We start from the raw sequence: 15,745 nt of genomic DNA, 5'->3' as shown, positions 1-15,745 counted from the left end.
TCCTGGCGGATCTTCCGCAGGTCCCGATGCAGTCCCAACCGCATGACGTCAATCGCCAAGGCCGTCCTCACACTGGAGCTGCAACGCTGAAGAAGCTCATTGATCCGAAACGGTTTGGGTTCTGGGTCGTTGGTGGGGTGTGAGCGATCCGGTGGGGGACGCGCGGCATCTGTCACCGTCGGCGCAAGAGGCCCTGCGGTTGAGGGCGGTGGCCGCGTTGGTGGCGGGCCGGGACCGTGCGGACGTGGCGGCAGTCTTCGGCGTGTCGCTGAAGGCCGTCGACATCTGGTGGTCGAAGTGGCGGGCCGGCGGGCGAGAGGCGCTGGTCATGCAGCCGCGGGGCAAGCCGGTCGGGGTGCACCAGGCACTTGGGGAGGCCGAGCAGGCCGCCGTGCGTCAGGCGGTTCTCGACCATCGCCCGTGCGACGTGGGCCTGGGCGGGCAACTGTGGACGCGGCGGCTGGTGGGCGAGCTGATCGCGAAGCTGTACCGGGTGAGGCTGACCGAGGTGGGGGTGGGCAAGTACCTGAAGCGGTGGGGCCTGTCCTTCCAGCGCCCGGACAAACGGGCTGTGGAACAGGACCCGGAGGCCGTGCGCCGCTGGCACGAGGAGACCTGGCCGGCGATCAGGGCGAAGGTGAGGAGGGACGGCGGCGAGATTCTGTTCGCCGACCAGGTCGGCATCCGCTCGGACCAGGTCACCGGCCGCACCTGGGGTGAGAAGGGGAAGACGCCCGTCGTACGGCGGAGCGGGAACCGGTTCTCCGTGAACGCGATGTCGGCGATCAGCACCAGGGGCCGGATGCACTTCATGGTCTTCACCGAGAGTTTCACCGCCGAGGTGATGTGTCACTTCCTGGACCGGCTGGCCGGCCACTTCGACCACAAGGTCCACCTCGTCGTCGACGGGCACTCCGCCCACCGGTCCAAGAAGGTCCGCGACTGGCTCGCCGCCCACCCCGACGACGTCGAGCTGCACTTCCTCCCCGCCTACTCACCCGAGCTGAACCCCGACGAGCTGGTCAACGCCGACCTCAAGCACAGCCTGCCCCGGCAGCACCGAGCCCGCGATCAAGCCGAACTCGCCGCCGAAACCCGCCGCTTCTTCCGCCGGCGCCAGCGCCAGCCGCACATAGTCCGCGGCTACTTCGGCGGCCCACACGTCCGCTACGTCCTGGACGAGGACCCCATGAGTTCGATCAATACGCTGTGGCCCACCACCACCGGCTGATCTTCGTTTGTCGACACAACTCACGATGATCAACGGTGGCCGTCCTCATCGGAGACCGACCTCACTCGGCACGATCAAGGCGGGCGTCAGACCGGCTGTCCGCTGTCAGAGGGTGGCAGCACGCAATGCGATCAGGGCGACGGAGGCCATGGTGAGGACCACCGCCGGAGACGCGCCCTTGCGGTCGCCGACGCGCAGGTGAAAGGCGACCGCCCCAGCGAAATAGAGCGCCAGGCCGAGCGCGGCGGCGATTCCGACGGGTCCCCACCAGAGCCCGGCGATCACACCGGCCGCGCCCGCGATCTGAGCGCCGATCAGGAAAGCCATCATGCCCTGCGGCACTCCGAGGGTGGACATCTGCTCGGTGATGTGCCGCGTCCGCAGAGACTTGGCCCCGGCCGATACCAGGAGAAGCGCCGACATGAACACGGTGACGACGGCAAGGGAGACGAACATGCCTGAAACCTCAATCGTGCGAGATGCGAGTAAGGGGGCGTGCGCACCTTGACGACGATAGGCGGCCGTCAGGTACCTCTAGGTAACCTTCGGGGCATGAGCCTGCGACCCGGAATTGCCTTCCTCGCCGACTGTCCCGCTCTCCTGGCCATGGAGATCATCGCCAGCAAGTGGTCCATGGTCACGCTCTTCGCGCTGACCGACGGCCCGTTGCGCCACGGCGAGCTGGTCGAGCTGAGCGGTGGCATTTCGCGCAAGGTACTGACCCAGACGTTGCGCCGGCTCCAGGCCAATGGGCTCGTCGAGCGGCACGCGTACGCCGAGGCGCCGCCGCGCGTGGAGTACAGCCTGACCGATCTCGGGCGAACCCTGGAGGAGCCCATCAGGATGCTCACCGCATGGGCGCGGGAGAACGGCGAGGCGGTCGTCACCTTCCGGGAAGCAGCCCAGGCGGCCAGGACCATCGAGGCGGATCAGGCGACCTTGGTGAAGACTCCTCATGTCGATGAGAACCCGAGCCGTTTCTGATCAATAAGGCTCGCCTCTGACAGCACCCACCGTCGTCGATGTCCTGTGCTGGACACGGCACTGACGGCTCCGCCACCGCAGGTGGGTACGCAGGCGGGAAGCGTCTGGCTGGCGACGGTGACGTCCCACCAGGCTTCGCCGCTGGCCCACTTGGCCGGGAGCCGCCGTTGGTGTGTGCGGGCGGCGACGCCCTCGACAACCGGCGGGTCGGAAGGGAGGTAGGAGAACCGGGCTCGCAACAGCCAGGCGGGAGCGGTCATGCTTGGCCCGTCCTGCGGGTCGACTCAGGGACTGGACACAGCGAGTCGGCCCCGTCGGCACATCAAGTCCGCCACCACGTTGCGCTCCGCCGTCGGGTCGATCACGGGCGCGGACGCGTGGACGGTGATCAGGGATTCAACTGTGTCATCCCGTGCGGTGCCGACGGAGATCGAGTGCGGGTCCACCCCGATGCGGTGCACAGGGACTGCTTCGTCGGTCCGGCCGGCCGGAGGCAGGTCCAGGTCCAGGTCCATCGCAGGTTCAGCCATCCACGCGTCATACGGTAGAGAAACACGGAGGGTCGGTGGGCTGCCAGCTACCTGGCGGGGCAGTGGCTGACCAGAGCCGTCAGGACGCTTACCTGGTCCTGTTGGTCATGTCGGCGTGAACGTGGGCACCGTGGAACGAACGCCGGCATGGCCGAGCCAGACCCCGATGGCCGGGGTGCCGAGACCGGCTTGGAGCAACGCCAGGACGCACCTCTGTCGCACGGCATGCGAGTGGATGCTCTCGTCCAAGGAGGGGCATTCCAAGGAGGGGCATTCCCGGGCTGCGGCTTGAGCGTGGTGCGACGATCAAGCCTTTCGGCTCCGCCAAAGGATCTTGTGACGGCGCGGGGCTTCTGCCGCTCTTCCGGCGGGGTAGGTTCCCGCTATGCCCTCTCGACCGCACGAGCAGATCCAGAGTCGCAATGAGCTGGTGGTGTTCCTTCGTGAGTTCCACCAGCAGTTCCAGCAGCGCGGACACGAGTGGGAGAACCACACACTCGACCGCTTCCTGGAAGCCCTCGCCGCCTGGGTGCACGACGCTCCGGAGGCGTACCGGAACGCCAACGAGGAACTACCGGCCAGCGGTGACTGGACCTTCTTCGCCCGAGCACTTCACGCAGCCACGATCTACGAGTAGCCACCTGCGGCCCTGGGCCGCCAGCCAGGTCAGGTCAGGTCCGATAGGGGTAGAGAGCGATGCTGTCTCCTGCCACGCTGATCTCCACCCAAGTACCGTCAACACTGTCCGGGATCGGCGATGCGAGATCAAACAGAATCGGCCAGTCACCCATCTGAAGGTACGCGGCGCCATCCCCGGTGAGATGGAAGAGACCACGCATGACCACCCGATCCCCCTCCTGCCGGAGATCCGGCCCGGCAACCGCCGCCGGCCCAGCGTTTTGCCCCCAAAGAACGTCCTCTTCGGCCGTCCATTCAACGAGGTGCCGGCCCTTCGCCCGTTCCGGATCACCCCGCCAGAGCACTGCGGAAACACCCACGGGCGTATGAACCCGAACCATCAAAGGCTCCCGCGGGATCTGCAGCACTCTCTCCGTACGGACCAACACGGCTCCATCATCCGCCCCCGGGCCTTGTGGGGCCGTCAGGGCGACACAGCCACACAGGCCCGGGCTACAGCTCCTGCCTTGCTTCTGCCTGGGCGCCGGCATTCCGGAGCACGGAAACCGCATCGTCGGCCATGTCCTGGGGCAGGCCTTCAAGAACGGCAACCGGAGCCCGCCGCGCGAGCACCCTGCCGTGCCACAGGCTCAGCCCCGCCACCTCACGCACAGCCCGCACCACATCCATCTCGCGCGGCCCGCAATCGAGGAGCACCACGGCATAGGACGCGTCATCGCAGACCAGCGTGAAGTACTCGGCGACGCCCTTGTCGTCCATCTCGTCCCCGCCTCCTCATCACGGAGAGCGTACGCGCCCCCGAAAACCGCAGCCACGGCTTGTGACGCGCGCTCCTGGCTACCTCGACACACGAAACCCGCACGAAGGCACCCCCGAACTGCAAGAGGAGCAGGAGGAGCAGGAGGATTTGGTGCGAAGAGGCGCCGTCTCCCGCTGCGTGAGCGACTGCTGCGCTGTGCCGCGCTCACCGACCGCAGCACGCTCGACGCCTCCGCCGAGGACGGCAAGGACGTTCAGGCGGTCCGCAGCATCGTCCTCGCCCTCGCCGTCCTCGCCCTCGCCGACCACGACCGCGACCACGACCGCGACCGCGACCGCGAGCGGCAGGTGTGACGCTTGTGCTGCTTGGACCTCGCCCAGCGGCACAGCATCACCATTTGCTCGGCGGTCCCTCAGCGCCTGCACGTACTCCGACCGACTCGAACACCCAGCTGCGGCTGAGCGAGTCCAGCCGTGGGATGGGTCCGTAGTGGCCGGAGCGGCTGGCCCGGACCGGCGGCCTTGACCAGCGCGCACACGTCCTGCGACAGCGCCGCGTACGGCGGCATCCCGGCGGCGCAGCGCTCGACCGGCAGGCGGCGGAATTGGCCAAGGCGTCCGCCGGTGCGAGCCGGGCAACCAGGTCTCGCACGTGCTGCCGCGGTGTCAGCCCACGGGATGGGGGGCCGTCAGGCCGTGACGAGTTCGTCCGCGAGGAACTCGTCCACGAACTTCCGTGTCCGGCGGTCGAAATCGGTGTACTGCGCCTCCCGTTCGGCGCCGGCGACCGCTTCGCCGACCAGCAGATTGCCCTCGGCGTCGATGCGCTGGGGTCGCTCCTCCGCGTCCAGGAGCAGGCCTACGGTGGAGCGGGAGAAGCCGCAGTAGTAGGCGATGCCGTCGCTCAGGTTGGCCTCGAGGACGGACTGCATCGACTCCGCGATGGGGTCGTCGGCGGTGGCGCCGGCCAGGGCCAGCCACAGCATGCGCTTGCCCGCCAGGCGGGGCTTGCTGCGGCCGTAGGCGAACCCGTAGTTCCATACGCGGTCGATCCATCCCTTGAGGACGGCGGGAACGCTCTGCCAGTACACCGGGAAGACAGCGACGACGACATCGGCGTCGAGGATCCGCCGCATGTGGGCGTGCGTTTCGTCCGAGTACGGCTTCTCCCGGTTGCCCCAGTCCGGCTGGTCCTCCACGTTCATCCGCGGGTCGAACCCCTCGGCGTGCAGGTCGAGCAGGTCGATGCGGTATCCGGCGGCCTCGAGCTGGGCAGCCGCGCGGCGGGCGGTGTGGGCGGTGAGGGAATCGCTGCGGTGGTGCGCGACGACCACGAGGGCTGTCCTGGTGTCACTGCTGTGCTGCGGCACGGTGTCTCCCGAGGGCTCGATCTGTGCAGTGAGTCCAGTACAGCCGCGGCACCGTAGATGATCCATGGGAGAAACTCTCCGGGACATAGGAGATCGTCTACGATTGCGCTGTGGATCCTCTGAGTTCACTGCTGAGCGGCATCCGGGCCGAGGGCTCGGTCGTCACACATGCCGTCCTGACGGCGCCCTGGGGCATCACCTTCGCCGACGCCGCTCCGCTCACCATGGTCAGCGTGCTGCGCGGGGGCGGCACGCTGCTGCTGTCCGACGGCACCGAGCACGCGATCGGTGCCGGTGACACGGCCATCGTCCGCGGCCCCGCACCGTTCCGCCTCGCGGACGAGCCCGCCACCATCCACCGCCCCCACACCGCGTACGAGATCAACTGCTTCACCGCGGACGCCGCGTGCACCGGCCAGGAACTCGACGGCATCCACTGGGGCACCGGCCCACAGGGAGCGACCGCACTGATCGTCGGCGCCTACCGCGCCTCGGGACACCGCCACGAACGCCTCCTGCGCGCCCTGCCGCCCGTCCTGGTCATCACCGAAGACGCCGAGACCTGCGCCTGGCTGGAGAACTCCGCCGCCGACGCCGCCCGGCTCTCCGCCGGCTCGCAAGCGCTGATGGACCGGCTCCTCGACTGGGCCCTGGTCTGCACGCTGCGCACCTGGTTCGACCGGGCGGGCGCCGACGCGCCCGGCTGGTACCGCGGCCTCGCCGACCCGGTCCTCGCCCCCGCCCTGCACGCCTTCCACGGACGGCCCGCCGACAGCTGGACGGTCGCGTCACTGGCCGCTCAAGCCGGCGTCTCCCGGGCACTGTTCGCCCGGCGCTTCACCGAACTGATGGGCCGTCCGCCCCTCACCTACCTCACCGAATGCCGCATGGACGACGCCGAGGCACTCCTGGCCGACACCGACCTCAGCATCGCCCAGATCGCCAAGACCGTCGGCTACGCCGACGCCTTCGGCTTCAGCACCGCCTTCAAACGCCACAAGGGCCTCAGCCCCAGCACGTTCCGCACCACGGCCGCGTGACTCACGGCATGCGAGGGCACGCGGCTGCAAAGACACCGGCTCCACGCCTGGTCAGGGCATCACGTGGGCAGGCCGTTGCACGTGCCGGCCCGGTCTGTCGCCTGGAGGGCGGCGTCGTGGGAGGCTCCGCCGCCGGGTCGGAGGGGGATCTTGTGGGTGTGGGCCGACGCACCACTCGCCCCATCGTCCCACGCGCGCCCATCCACACCATGGACGACGTCCCCAGCCCCCAGCCCCACCCGCACCCGCACCCGCACCCGCACCCGCACCCGCACCCGCACCCGCACCCGCACCCGCACCCGCACCCGCACCATGCTCCACGCACTCGTGACGATCCTGTGCAAGGAGCAGGAATCCGACTGACCGACCCCCACCTGTCGTCCGATCAGAACCTGCGCCCCACTTCGCGCCGCCGTACGGTCGGCACGGACCCCCTACAGGACGGTCGCCCACAGCCGGTCCCGCGTCCCGCACGTGCGCGGGACCGGCGAGGCCGTCAGGGTCATGGTGATGCCCCTCGATCGACGTATCGAGTGGCCAGCCCCCTCTTCCATCCGCTTCCCGGCACTGCCGTAAGCTCCACGCGATGATCGACCGCGAATGCGGGACGGTCGAACCGCGACCAACAAGGGCACAGCGCCATCGTGGTTCACGACGGCGCCACCACCGAGGAGCACAGACACGTCATCGAGGCCCACTGGTCCGGTGGCGGCATGGCCGAGGTGGCCCGGCAGGACGCCAAGGACGATCTGGTCCAGCCGGCCTGGACCGGCGGCGGCTCGATAGCCCGTACAGTCGGCCGACTGTTTACGTCGTCGGGTATGGGAGGCGGCTCGAGTGCCTGTACGGCAATCGTCGTCGGAACCCGCACCTTAATCACCGCCGCTCACTGTGTCAGGACCCCTACTGAGGGAGCACCTGCACAAGCCGCTACCTGTGACCAGAACCTCTTCTTCGTACCGGGCTATGAGGGCGGTGCGGGGCCTCACGGCGGCTTCACGGTGCGGCGACATCGCACGGTGGCTTTGTCCATGAGTACGGGTTCTGGCACAGCTTCTGTGGTGCGGCCACGCTGAGTGATGGTGGAGCTTCTCCGGGCAGGATGGGAAGTCGCCCGAAAATGATCCGTGGTCAGGGTGGTCGGGATGACTGTTTGGGGCCGTGGAAGAGATCGTGCTCCGGTTGAAGGAGCTCTTGTTCCCGTCGATTGCAGACGTCGCGGTGCTGTCGGTGGACGTGGGCATTGCGATAGTGCGCGTCGACGCCGAATGCACTGCGACCGGTGCCGCTTGCCCTGCTTGCGCAGTCTGGTCGAACCGGGTTCATGGTTCCTACCTGCGGTTTCCCGCTGATGTGCCGAGCGCTGGGCGAAGCGTTGTTCTCCGGCTGAGGGTCCGCCGGTTTACCTGCGGCAACTCGGGGTGTGAACCGACTGACCTTCGTCGAGCAGATACCCGGTCTGACCCGTCGACATGGTCAACGGACCGAGCGGCTGCGCTCGGCGCTGGCCTCGGTCGGTCTCGCCTTGGCGGGCCGGGCCGGCGCTCGGCTGATGCCTGTGCTCGGGGTGTCCGTCAGCCGGAGTACCGTCCTGCGCCTGGTCGACTCTCTTCCCGAGCCGGAGGTGCCCGCCCCGCGTGTGGTCGGCGTCGACGAGTACGCCACCCGCAAGGGCCGCCACTACGGCACCGTTCTCGTCGGCGTCGAAACCCGTCGCCCTGTCGACCTGCTGCCCGACCGGGAGGCATCGAGCCTGGCGGCCTGGCTCGCCGCCCGGCCCGGCGTCGAAGTCGTGTGTCAGGACCGGGCGCCATTTTTCGCCGAGGGCGCCAGCGCCGGTGCACCGCAGGCCGTGCAGGTCGCGGACCGCTGGCATCTCTGGCACAACCTGAGCGAGGCCGCCGAGCGGAGCGTCGCCCAGCACCGTCGCTGACTCCGCGCTCTGGTCCCCACAGCCCCTGAACCTGAACCCGATCCGAGGCTGTTCCGGCCGCGGACTCGTCCGGTTCTCCTTGGCCGCGCGGGCACCGATTCGCCGATCGGACCCGGGCACGGCATGCCGCCGTCCACGCACTGCTGAAGGCGGGGCACAGCCGGCGCTCGGTGCAGCGGCAGCTCGGGATGACCTACCGCACCGTCAAGCAGTTCGCCGACGCCGCAACACAAGAAGAGCTGTTCACTGGTCAGTGGCAGAACCGGCCCTCCGTCCTCGACGACTAAAAGCCCTACCTGGATGACCGCTGGAACAAGGGCTGCGCCAACGACTGGAAGCTGTGGGAGGAGATCGTGCCGATCGGCTACAAGGGCAGCTACCAGCGCGTTCGCGCCTACCTGCACGACAAGCGCACCTCGCCGCAGCCGGTGACCGCCCGGCCGCCCTCGCCCCGGACCGTCGCCGGATGGATCCTCCGCCGTCCGGAGACCCTCACCGAGACCGAACAACTCCAGCTCAAGGCAGTCCGGGCGCACTGCCCCGAACTCGACGCCCTCACCGGGTACGTCCGCTCCTTCGCGACCATGCTCACCGAGCGCCAGGGCGAACGCCTGCCAGCCTGGCTCGACGCTGTCCGGCAGGACGACCTGCCCAGCCTCCACACCCTTGCCGCCGGCATCGACCGCGACCGCGACGCCGTCATCGCCGGCCTGACTCTGCCCTGGAGCTCGGGCGTCGTGGAAGGGCATGTCAACCGGATCAAGATGCTCAAGCGCCAGATGTTCGGCCGAGCGGGCTTCGCGCTCCTACGCAAGCGAGTCCTGCTCGCCTGATGCTGTCCACCAGCTGCTCTGCCCAGATCAGATCGCGGGGCGCCGGAGCACGTTGGTGGGTTCCCAGTCGCTCTTCCAGAAGGCTTCAAGCCCGTACTCGTTGATGAACTGCCGTTCGACCTCGTGGATGGGGTACATCCCTTGGATGTTGATCACGTCGTGGCCCTCGTGCCTCGGAATGCCGACGTCGATGCCCAGGTAGTCGTCTCTGTCGAGGACCAGCGGCGCGAACACGCAGAATGCCGTCATCTCTGACTCGGGCACGATGCGCTCACCGAAGTTGATCGTGCTGCCGTAACCGAATGGGCAGGTCCCACGGAGTTGCTCGGCGAGGAAGCCCACGGCGTGGGCCCAGATCACGTTGGTCGAGTTCACGCTGAGGCAGAGTTCCGGCGAGCCGTGCTGCCAATCGGGATGCTCCGCCAGCGACAAGCCGTAGGTGAGCGCCGTGAGAAGCCCGTCAGGCAGGTTGTCGTAAACGATCTCCGTCACGCCCCGCAGTCCCTGCTTGGTCGACTCGACAGGGAAGAAGCGGGGCTCCCTTCCCCCGGAAAGTCGATCAAGATGGGCGAGGTACTTCTCCACGCGACTGGCCATGTGTCCAGCCTGCACGATCGCTCACCGGCACACGCCACCGGGGCCGTCACCAGTCACGCTCCGCAACAGGTCCACAGAAGCTGTGCCAGAACCCGTTCTCATCGACAAAGCCATGTGAGGCGGGGCAATAGTGGAGCCGGCGGTCGCATTACCGCTTCACCAGCAGGGTCCGCGCGTTCTCGACCTCGTCCCCGACAGTGCGCAGCTCGACGAGATCGGCGTTGGAACTTACCCCCTTACACGGGACAGCAGGCTGTCCTGGCCGGCTTCCGACGCCTCCACCGGCGGTACGAGGGCTGGATGCTCGGTGGTGCCGGCGGGCAGCAACTGGGGCTCCGGGACCGCAACGCCGGCCTTCGTCTCCGTGGATCCAGCGGCCTGCGGGGCCAGGAGGGAGGACGGCTCGCTGCCGGAGACGGGCTTCCTCGCTACGGTGTCGACGACGCTACGGTGTCGACGACGGACTGATCCCCGAGGCCGTCCAGGCCCCGCGCTCCACCAGGTCCAGGACGAGAGCGGCGATGTTCCACGCGTCGTCCTCGCCCCGGTGGTGGCGGCCCTCCAGCGGCAGCCCCGCGAGCTGCAGGGCCCCTGCCATGCCGGGCCGCTTGCGCAGGCCGTACGCCTCGGTGAACACGGCCTTGGCGTTGGTGTGCCCCTGCTCGGCCGGCCGCCCGAACGGATAGGGCGCGCCGGCCGCCCGGCACTGCCGTTCGAACTGCTTGCGGTCGTAGTCTCCCCAGCTCGCCCAGGGGCGGCTGCGCGCGTCATGGACGTCGGCGAGGATCCGGCAGGCCTCGCCGAAGCCGACGCCGACGGCGACCTCGGCCGAGGTGAGCCCGGTCAGCTCGGTGCAGAAACCGCTCACCTCCGAGCGCTCGGGCCGTACGAGGATCCGGTGCCGCCCCACGCGCCGTCGGGCCGTCAGATCCACGACGGTGAGCCCGATCTCGATGATCTCGCTCACCGCGCCGGGCGGCGGCTGCCCCTCCCAGCAGGTGGCCTCGACGTCGACGACGTTCAGAAGCGCGGGTCCGTGTTCCATGGCGGCAGGGTAGGGATGCGGGGCGGAGCGGGTCATCCGATTTTCCACGGGCCGGACAGCTCTTGGGCGCTGCGGACGCCCGGACGCCGAGGGAGCGCCCGGCTCAAACCTCTCAGGCGCCGAGGCGAGCAGGAATACGCACGGTTCGAACGACGCTCCCTGCCGGCTGAGCAGACGGCGTGGAGTCCGGTGAGGCGTGAGGCATACGCGAACGATTAGGACAGCCCCGACACCCTGATCGCGGTCACCGCGGCGTCCGACCGGTCCAAGGCCGACAAGGACCCGGCCGAGTGGCGGCCCCCGGACGCCTTTGACCACTGTGCCTACGCGGCGACCTGGTCGGTACGAAGCTGCGCTGGGACCTGGCCGCCGACGAGGCTGAGTGCCGGGCTCGCATCGGCCTCGTCGGGGATGCTCCTCGACCGTCGTCAGCTACGAGCCGGCCTCCGCCTGACCCGTGGTGTTCGCTCTCTTCCTGCGGGGGCATGGTCGGCACCGCATGCCTGACTGCGTTCGGTCCCGGACCTGCGGCCGCGCCTAACAAGGGGGGAAGCGACGAGGCTCGTGCTGTGGCCGGCGTGGCCATGGGGCCAGTTCGGGGGCATCGGGCATCGGACATCGGTGCGGTTGTGGAGCCGGGTTCCGTCGGTCATGGTGACGATGCAGTGGGGTAGACCCGGGTTTGCCCCTGTTGAGTGTCCGGAGGTCGGCCCGGTTGAGTGTCCGGAGGTCGGCCCGTGCCGCGTTTCACCACAACCGATGACGTGAACCTGCACTACTACGACGAGGGGGTAGCGACGGGGGCCGTGCCGTCGTCCTGATCTCGGGATATGGCGCGTCGGCGGACGACCGGGCGTTGCGGTGGGAGGCGCTGTGGGAGGCCGGCTGCCGGGTGGTGTCGCCGGATCGGCGGTGGGCCGGGAGTTCAGGTCGTCCGCCGTAGGGGCTGCGGATGTCGCGGGGTGGTGAGGACGTGCGGGAGCTGATCACTCATCTGGGCCTGGAAGCCGTCCCGCTCGTCGGGCAGTCGATGGGGGCGAGCCACATCTGGGCTTACGCGAGCCTGTTCGGGTGCGACCGGCTCGCAGGGATCGTCACCGTCGACCAGTCCCCGAAGATGGTCAACGGACCCGGATGGGAGTACGGCTTCTACGGGCTGACCGCCGAGAATGTCGGGACGTTCTTCCTCGACCCGGCGAACCTCCTGGACACCGGACACGGCCGGCCGTGGCAGGACGCTGCGGGGGTGGACGCGAAGATCCGCGCGGCGGGCGGCAGGGGCGCCTTGCCCGACATCACACCTGATACCTACCCGCTGATGTGCGATCACGCGTGCCAGGACTGGCGTGACGTGGTCGCCCGGATCACCGTTCCGGCGTTGATCGTCGCCGGTGAGCAGAGCCAGTTCTGGCCGTCCGAGCATGCCCGGGCGACGGCCGGCCTCAGTCCGCCGGCCCGCGCCGCCGTGGTGGCCGGCGCTGGACATGCTGCTCATCTGGACGAGCCGGCGGCGGTGAACGAGCTGCTGACGCAGTTCGCCGGCTCGCTGCCCTGAGGCGACACCTCACGGCCCCCGGCCCTCCTGGCGGGGGCCCGGGGGCCGTGAGGGTGTCTTCAGAGGCGGACGAGGGCTTCAGGGGTCAGGTCGGACAGGGCCGGGTAGCCGTCCACGGCCATGATCAGGTCGGCTTCTGCGAGCAGCGAGCGCAGGACGTGGACGACGCCGTCCGTGCCGCCGAGGGCCAGCCCGTAGGCGTAGGGGCGGCCGATGCCGACGGCGGTGGCGCCGAGGGCGAGGGCCTTGATGACGTCGGCGCCGCTGCGGATGCCGGAGTCGAAGAGGACGGGCAGGCCGTCGGCGGCGTCGACAACGGCGGGGAGCGCGTCCAGGGCGGGCAGGCCGCCGTTGGCCTGGCGTCCGCCGTGGTTGGAGCAGTAGATGCCGTCGATTCCGCCGTCCTTGGCGCGGCGGACGTCCTCGGGGTGGCAGATGCCCTTGAGGATGATCGGCAGGTCGGTGAGCGAGCGCAGCCAGGGCAGGTCGTCCCAGGTCAGCGGGTTGCCGAAGATGCTCACCCACTCCAGGATCGCGGCTCCCGGGTTCTCCTCGGGCGACTTCGCCAGCCGGGCGCGGAAGACCGGGTCGGTGAAGTAGTTGGCGAGGCAGTGGCCGCGCAGCTGGGGGAAGTTGCTCGCGGCGAGGTCGCGGGGACGCCAGCCGGTGATCCAGGTGTCGAGGGTGACGACGATGCCCTTGAACCCGGCGGTCTCGGCGCGGTGGACGAGGCTGGCGGCCAGGTCACGGTCGGTGGGGGTGTAGAGCTGGAAGAAGCCGGGGGTGTCGCCGAACTCGGCGGCCACCTGCTCCAGTGGGTCGACGGTCAGGGTGGAGGCGACCATCGGCACACCCGTACGGGCTGCGGCGCGGGCGGTGGCCAGGTCGCCGTGGCCGTCCTGGGCGCAGAGCCCGATGACGCCTACGGGGGCCATGAAGAGCGTTGAGGGCAGGGGGTGGCCGAAGAGGTCCACCGTCATGTCCCGACGGGTGGCGCCGACCATCATCCGCGGGTACAGGCCCCACCGCTCGAAGGCTCGGACGTTCGCGCGCTGGGTGTGCTCGTCCCCGGCCCCGCCGGCCACGTAGGAGCGGACGGACGGCGGGAGGGCGGCCAGGGCCTTCGCCTCCAGCTCGTCGAGCGCCATGGGCAGTGCGGGCAGCACGCCGCTCAGGCCGTCGAAGTAGATCTCGTTCTGGTAGTCGCCGAACTGCGGGTTCGTCATCTCGTGCCATCCTGTGTGGGTGATGGGGGTCAGTGGGCGTACCGCTGCCGGAACTGCTCGAGGACCCCGGCGGAGATCTGCGTGGCGAAATCGCCCCGGGTCAGGTCGAACAAGTGGCTGGACCAAGGTAGTTCGACGCTTCGGTGCTCTACTCCGGCATCGGTGAGTGCCTTGTCGAGCAGGTGCATCCGGGAGACCGGGATGAGCCGGTCGTCCTCGCCCTGGATGGTCAGGGTGGGCGGCAGGCCGGGCCGGACATGGTGGACGGGCAAGGAGGCGTGCCGGCGGTCAGGGTGCTGCGCCTTGGTGCCGCCGGTGTACTCCTGTGTCGCCTGGCGGATGGGGCCGGGCGCCGTGGCGTTGGCGGTGACGTCGTCGAAGTCGGTGGTGCCGTAGAAGTTGAGCACGGTGCGGACCGAGGTGTCCTGGTGCGGGGTCGTCGGGGGGGGGAACATCGGATCGCCCTCGGTGCAGGCGGCCATGAGGGCGAGGTGACCGCCCGCGGACTCGCCGAACAGGGTGATGCGGGCCGGGTCGATCCCGAACCGGGCCGTGTTGTCACGCACCCAGCCGACGGCGGCCTTCACGTCGCCGACACCGCTGCGCCAGTCGGCGTGCGGCAGCAGTCGGTAGTACCGCGATGTGCAGCGGCAGCTCCCCGGCATCCACCGCACGGTGCAGGCCGAACCGAACAGCCACCTCGCCGGCCCGCCGCGCCTCGACCGGTGACTCGTTCAGCCGTGCCAGCGGCCGGGCGGGGCCGGCACCCACCGGCACGCCCACCGCGCGGGACGGAGACGTCGCCGTCAGGCCCACCGCACGATCGGCACCCGGCTCGGCCAAGCGCACCAGCAGCTGCCCCCGCAGGGCCCGCTCGGTCCAGGGCATCCCGTCCCCTCCCGGGGACGGCGTAGCAGACCCGGTACTCCGCCCGTGAGCCGAGACCGAGGATGTCCGCCGCCATAGGCAGCCAGTCGACCGACAGCTCACCCAGCAGCAGCTGCCGCAGCAGCGTCCGCTGCTGCTGGTCCACACGCACCCGCTCGGCCTCGCGGCGGCGGTGCCCGCGCACCACGGCGATCGAGACCTGATCACACCGGGCCCAGAACTCGCCGGCCGCTTCCAGTGCGAGCGCCTGGTCGGCATGGCTGCGGGCCAGGACGTAGAGCGCGTCGAAGGCCCGCCGGGCGGTCAGCCGGAACGCTTCCAGGAACGGCTCCAAGGCGATGCCCTGCTCCACCCGCAGCGCCCCGAACTCCTCGAAACGTAACGCCTCCTCGCCCGTCAGTTCGCGCCCCTCCCGCAGCGACGCCGGCGTGGGCTCCACGATGGCGAGGAGTTCCCGGCCCAGCCCCTCCGCGTCGTGCTCCCCGTAGGCCGGCGCTCCCGGACGAGCGCGGCGGCCGACTCGGCCACCACCCGCTCGACCGGAGAACCCTCCAGAAGCCGACGATGCTCCTCCGCTTCTTCCATGCCGAGGATTTCGCCCGAGCACGGCCCTGGGTCGAGCAGGCGCACGCCAAGGGAGGGTCGGCAATGGCACACGAAGCCCAGTCTCCTGGGTGGCCTCGGTGTCGATCAGTTCGGCGAGGTTCCCCTCTCGAGCCCCTCGAAGGTGCTGCCAGGCAACCACCGACACCAGGAGGGGACGCTCAGAGCGATCCAGATCATTGCCAGGGCTTGGACAGCCACTTCGGGGAGTTCTCGGTGCAGGCCTCGTAGACGACAGTGGTGCCGTTGCCATGGTTCCCGCCCGGCACACCGACACAGTGCTCGCTGTCGATCCGGAAGCGGTCCCCGTGTCCGGTCATGGACCAGTCTGTGTGCAGGTTCTGGTCTCAGTGGCTGTTGTTGTTCCGAACTTGAGGAGTGCTGGTCGAACGGTAGTCACCTGAACTCCCGACCCGACCGCTCCTCCTCCGCCGTCGTGACCTCCGCGTCCATCACATCGAGCGGCAGCATGACCGCGCGCACCGGGTGGACGTCACGTCGCCGAGGTGCCC

General features: G+C 69.3%; 18 protein-coding genes and 2 pseudogenes. 9 read left to right on the top strand and 11 right to left on the bottom strand.

Going from position 1 to position 15,745, the window contains the following annotated elements:
* Nucleotides 1-90, top strand: a pseudogene (locus OO54_RS45275) (IS5/IS1182 family transposase); the annotation flags it as partial.
* 49 nt (nucleotides 91-139) lie between these two features.
* Nucleotides 140-1,231, top strand: a complete 1,092-nt coding sequence (locus tag OO54_RS30440; protein WP_200146648.1) for an IS630 family transposase — start codon at nucleotides 140-142, stop codon at nucleotides 1,229-1,231.
* Between the two features lie 105 nt (nucleotides 1,232-1,336).
* On the opposite strand, the gene OO54_RS30435 is transcribed toward OO54_RS30440, so the two are convergent.
* Nucleotides 1,337-1,687 carry a DoxX family protein gene (locus OO54_RS30435; RefSeq protein WP_033208759.1) on the bottom strand — a complete coding sequence of 117 codons (351 nt, stop codon included), beginning with the start codon at nucleotides 1,685-1,687 and terminating at the stop codon, nucleotides 1,337-1,339.
* A 96-nt stretch (nucleotides 1,688-1,783) separates the two neighbouring features.
* Between OO54_RS30435 and OO54_RS30430 the strand changes: the two genes are divergently transcribed.
* Nucleotides 1,784-2,215, top strand: coding sequence for a winged helix-turn-helix transcriptional regulator (locus tag OO54_RS30430; RefSeq protein WP_051787295.1), 432 nt, complete (start codon nucleotides 1,784-1,786; stop codon nucleotides 2,213-2,215).
* Nucleotides 2,216-2,499: 284 nt separating this feature from the next.
* Here OO54_RS30430 and OO54_RS41830 read toward each other — a convergent pair whose 3' ends face one another.
* Entirely contained in the window at nucleotides 2,500-2,745 is a 246-nt protein-coding gene (locus OO54_RS41830; RefSeq protein ID WP_157856534.1) for a hypothetical protein, read from the bottom strand.
* A 385-nt stretch (nucleotides 2,746-3,130) separates the two neighbouring features.
* On the opposite strand from OO54_RS41830, the gene OO54_RS30420 reads away from it, so the two are divergent.
* Entirely contained in the window at nucleotides 3,131-3,382 is a 252-nt protein-coding gene (locus OO54_RS30420) for a DUF7660 family protein (protein ID WP_033208756.1), read from the top strand.
* 34 nt (nucleotides 3,383-3,416) lie between these two features.
* Here OO54_RS30420 and OO54_RS30415 read toward each other — a convergent pair whose 3' ends face one another.
* The 3 genes from OO54_RS30415 to OO54_RS30400 all read right to left on the bottom strand — a co-directional run bounded on the left by OO54_RS30415 (nucleotide 3,417) and on the right by OO54_RS30400 (nucleotide 5,513).
* A complete protein-coding gene (locus OO54_RS30415; RefSeq protein ID WP_234439365.1) occupies nucleotides 3,417-3,791 on the bottom strand; it encodes a hypothetical protein in 375 nt (124 codons plus the stop codon).
* A gap of 85 nt (nucleotides 3,792-3,876) precedes the next feature.
* Nucleotides 3,877-4,143, bottom strand: coding sequence for a ribosomal protein L7/L12 (locus OO54_RS30410; RefSeq protein WP_033208754.1), 267 nt, complete (start codon nucleotides 4,141-4,143; stop codon nucleotides 3,877-3,879).
* Nucleotides 4,144-4,832: 689 nt separating this feature from the next.
* Nucleotides 4,833-5,513 carry an NAD(P)H oxidoreductase gene (locus OO54_RS30400; RefSeq protein ID WP_033208751.1) on the bottom strand — a complete coding sequence of 227 codons (681 nt, stop codon included), beginning with the start codon at nucleotides 5,511-5,513 and terminating at the stop codon, nucleotides 4,833-4,835.
* Between the two features lie 110 nt (nucleotides 5,514-5,623).
* Here OO54_RS30400 and OO54_RS30395 point away from each other — a divergent pair, with 110 nt between their 5' ends.
* The 4 genes and pseudogenes from OO54_RS30395 (at nucleotide 5,624) to OO54_RS46850 (ending at nucleotide 9,319) form a co-directional block, all read left to right on the top strand.
* On the top strand, nucleotides 5,624-6,553 hold the full coding sequence (locus OO54_RS30395; protein ID WP_033208749.1) for an AraC family transcriptional regulator: 930 nt from the start codon (nucleotides 5,624-5,626) through the stop codon (nucleotides 6,551-6,553).
* A gap of 1,161 nt (nucleotides 6,554-7,714) precedes the next feature.
* A pseudogene (locus OO54_RS48605) lies at nucleotides 7,715-7,951 on the top strand (ISL3 family transposase); the annotation flags it as partial.
* A 25-nt stretch (nucleotides 7,952-7,976) separates the two neighbouring features.
* The gene (locus tag OO54_RS46855; RefSeq protein WP_200146751.1) at nucleotides 7,977-8,486 is read left to right on the top strand and encodes a transposase; all 510 of its coding nucleotides are present in this window, start codon (nucleotides 7,977-7,979) and stop codon (nucleotides 8,484-8,486) included.
* Nucleotides 8,487-8,839: 353 nt separating this feature from the next.
* Nucleotides 8,840-9,319 carry a transposase gene (locus OO54_RS46850; RefSeq protein WP_200146750.1) on the top strand — a complete coding sequence of 160 codons (480 nt, stop codon included), beginning with the start codon at nucleotides 8,840-8,842 and terminating at the stop codon, nucleotides 9,317-9,319.
* Between the two features lie 27 nt (nucleotides 9,320-9,346).
* Here the strand turns inward: OO54_RS46850 and OO54_RS30375 are convergent, their stop codons facing one another.
* Nucleotides 9,347-9,916 (bottom strand): suppressor of fused domain protein, encoded by a 570-nt coding sequence (locus OO54_RS30375; protein ID WP_033208744.1) that lies wholly within the window; start codon nucleotides 9,914-9,916, stop codon nucleotides 9,347-9,349.
* Nucleotides 9,917-10,361: 445 nt separating this feature from the next.
* A complete protein-coding gene (locus OO54_RS30370) occupies nucleotides 10,362-10,961 on the bottom strand; it encodes a 3'-5' exonuclease (protein WP_033208786.1) in 600 nt (199 codons plus the stop codon).
* Nucleotides 10,962-11,913: 952 nt separating this feature from the next.
* On the opposite strand from OO54_RS30370, the gene OO54_RS41820 reads away from it, so the two are divergent.
* On the top strand, nucleotides 11,914-12,516 hold the full coding sequence (locus OO54_RS41820; protein ID WP_051787291.1) for an alpha/beta fold hydrolase: 603 nt from the start codon (nucleotides 11,914-11,916) through the stop codon (nucleotides 12,514-12,516).
* Nucleotides 12,517-12,575: 59 nt separating this feature from the next.
* On the opposite strand, the gene OO54_RS30360 is transcribed toward OO54_RS41820, so the two are convergent.
* The 4 genes from OO54_RS30360 to OO54_RS46030 form a co-directional block, all read right to left on the bottom strand.
* Nucleotides 12,576-13,742, bottom strand: coding sequence for an alpha-hydroxy-acid oxidizing protein (locus OO54_RS30360; RefSeq protein ID WP_033208742.1), 1,167 nt, complete (start codon nucleotides 13,740-13,742; stop codon nucleotides 12,576-12,578).
* Between the two features lie 29 nt (nucleotides 13,743-13,771).
* Nucleotides 13,772-14,407 (bottom strand): alpha/beta hydrolase, encoded by a 636-nt coding sequence (locus OO54_RS30355; protein WP_078905413.1) that lies wholly within the window; start codon nucleotides 14,405-14,407, stop codon nucleotides 13,772-13,774.
* On the bottom strand, nucleotides 14,326-15,069 hold the full coding sequence (locus OO54_RS49055) for an RsbRD N-terminal domain-containing protein (protein WP_033208740.1): 744 nt from the start codon (nucleotides 15,067-15,069) through the stop codon (nucleotides 14,326-14,328). The genes OO54_RS30355 and OO54_RS49055 overlap by 82 nt, the downstream gene beginning before the upstream one ends.
* 340 nt (nucleotides 15,070-15,409) lie before the next feature.
* Entirely contained in the window at nucleotides 15,410-15,553 is a 144-nt protein-coding gene (locus OO54_RS46030; RefSeq protein WP_157856533.1) for a hypothetical protein, read from the bottom strand.
* Between the last annotated feature and the right edge of the window lie 192 nt (nucleotides 15,554-15,745).

It is taken from the genome of Streptomyces wedmorensis (genome assembly GCF_000716445.1).
In the GTDB taxonomy this organism is placed as follows: domain Bacteria; phylum Actinomycetota; class Actinomycetes; order Streptomycetales; family Streptomycetaceae; genus Streptomyces; species Streptomyces wedmorensis.
This window is presented reverse-complemented; position numbering and strand designations above follow the sequence as displayed.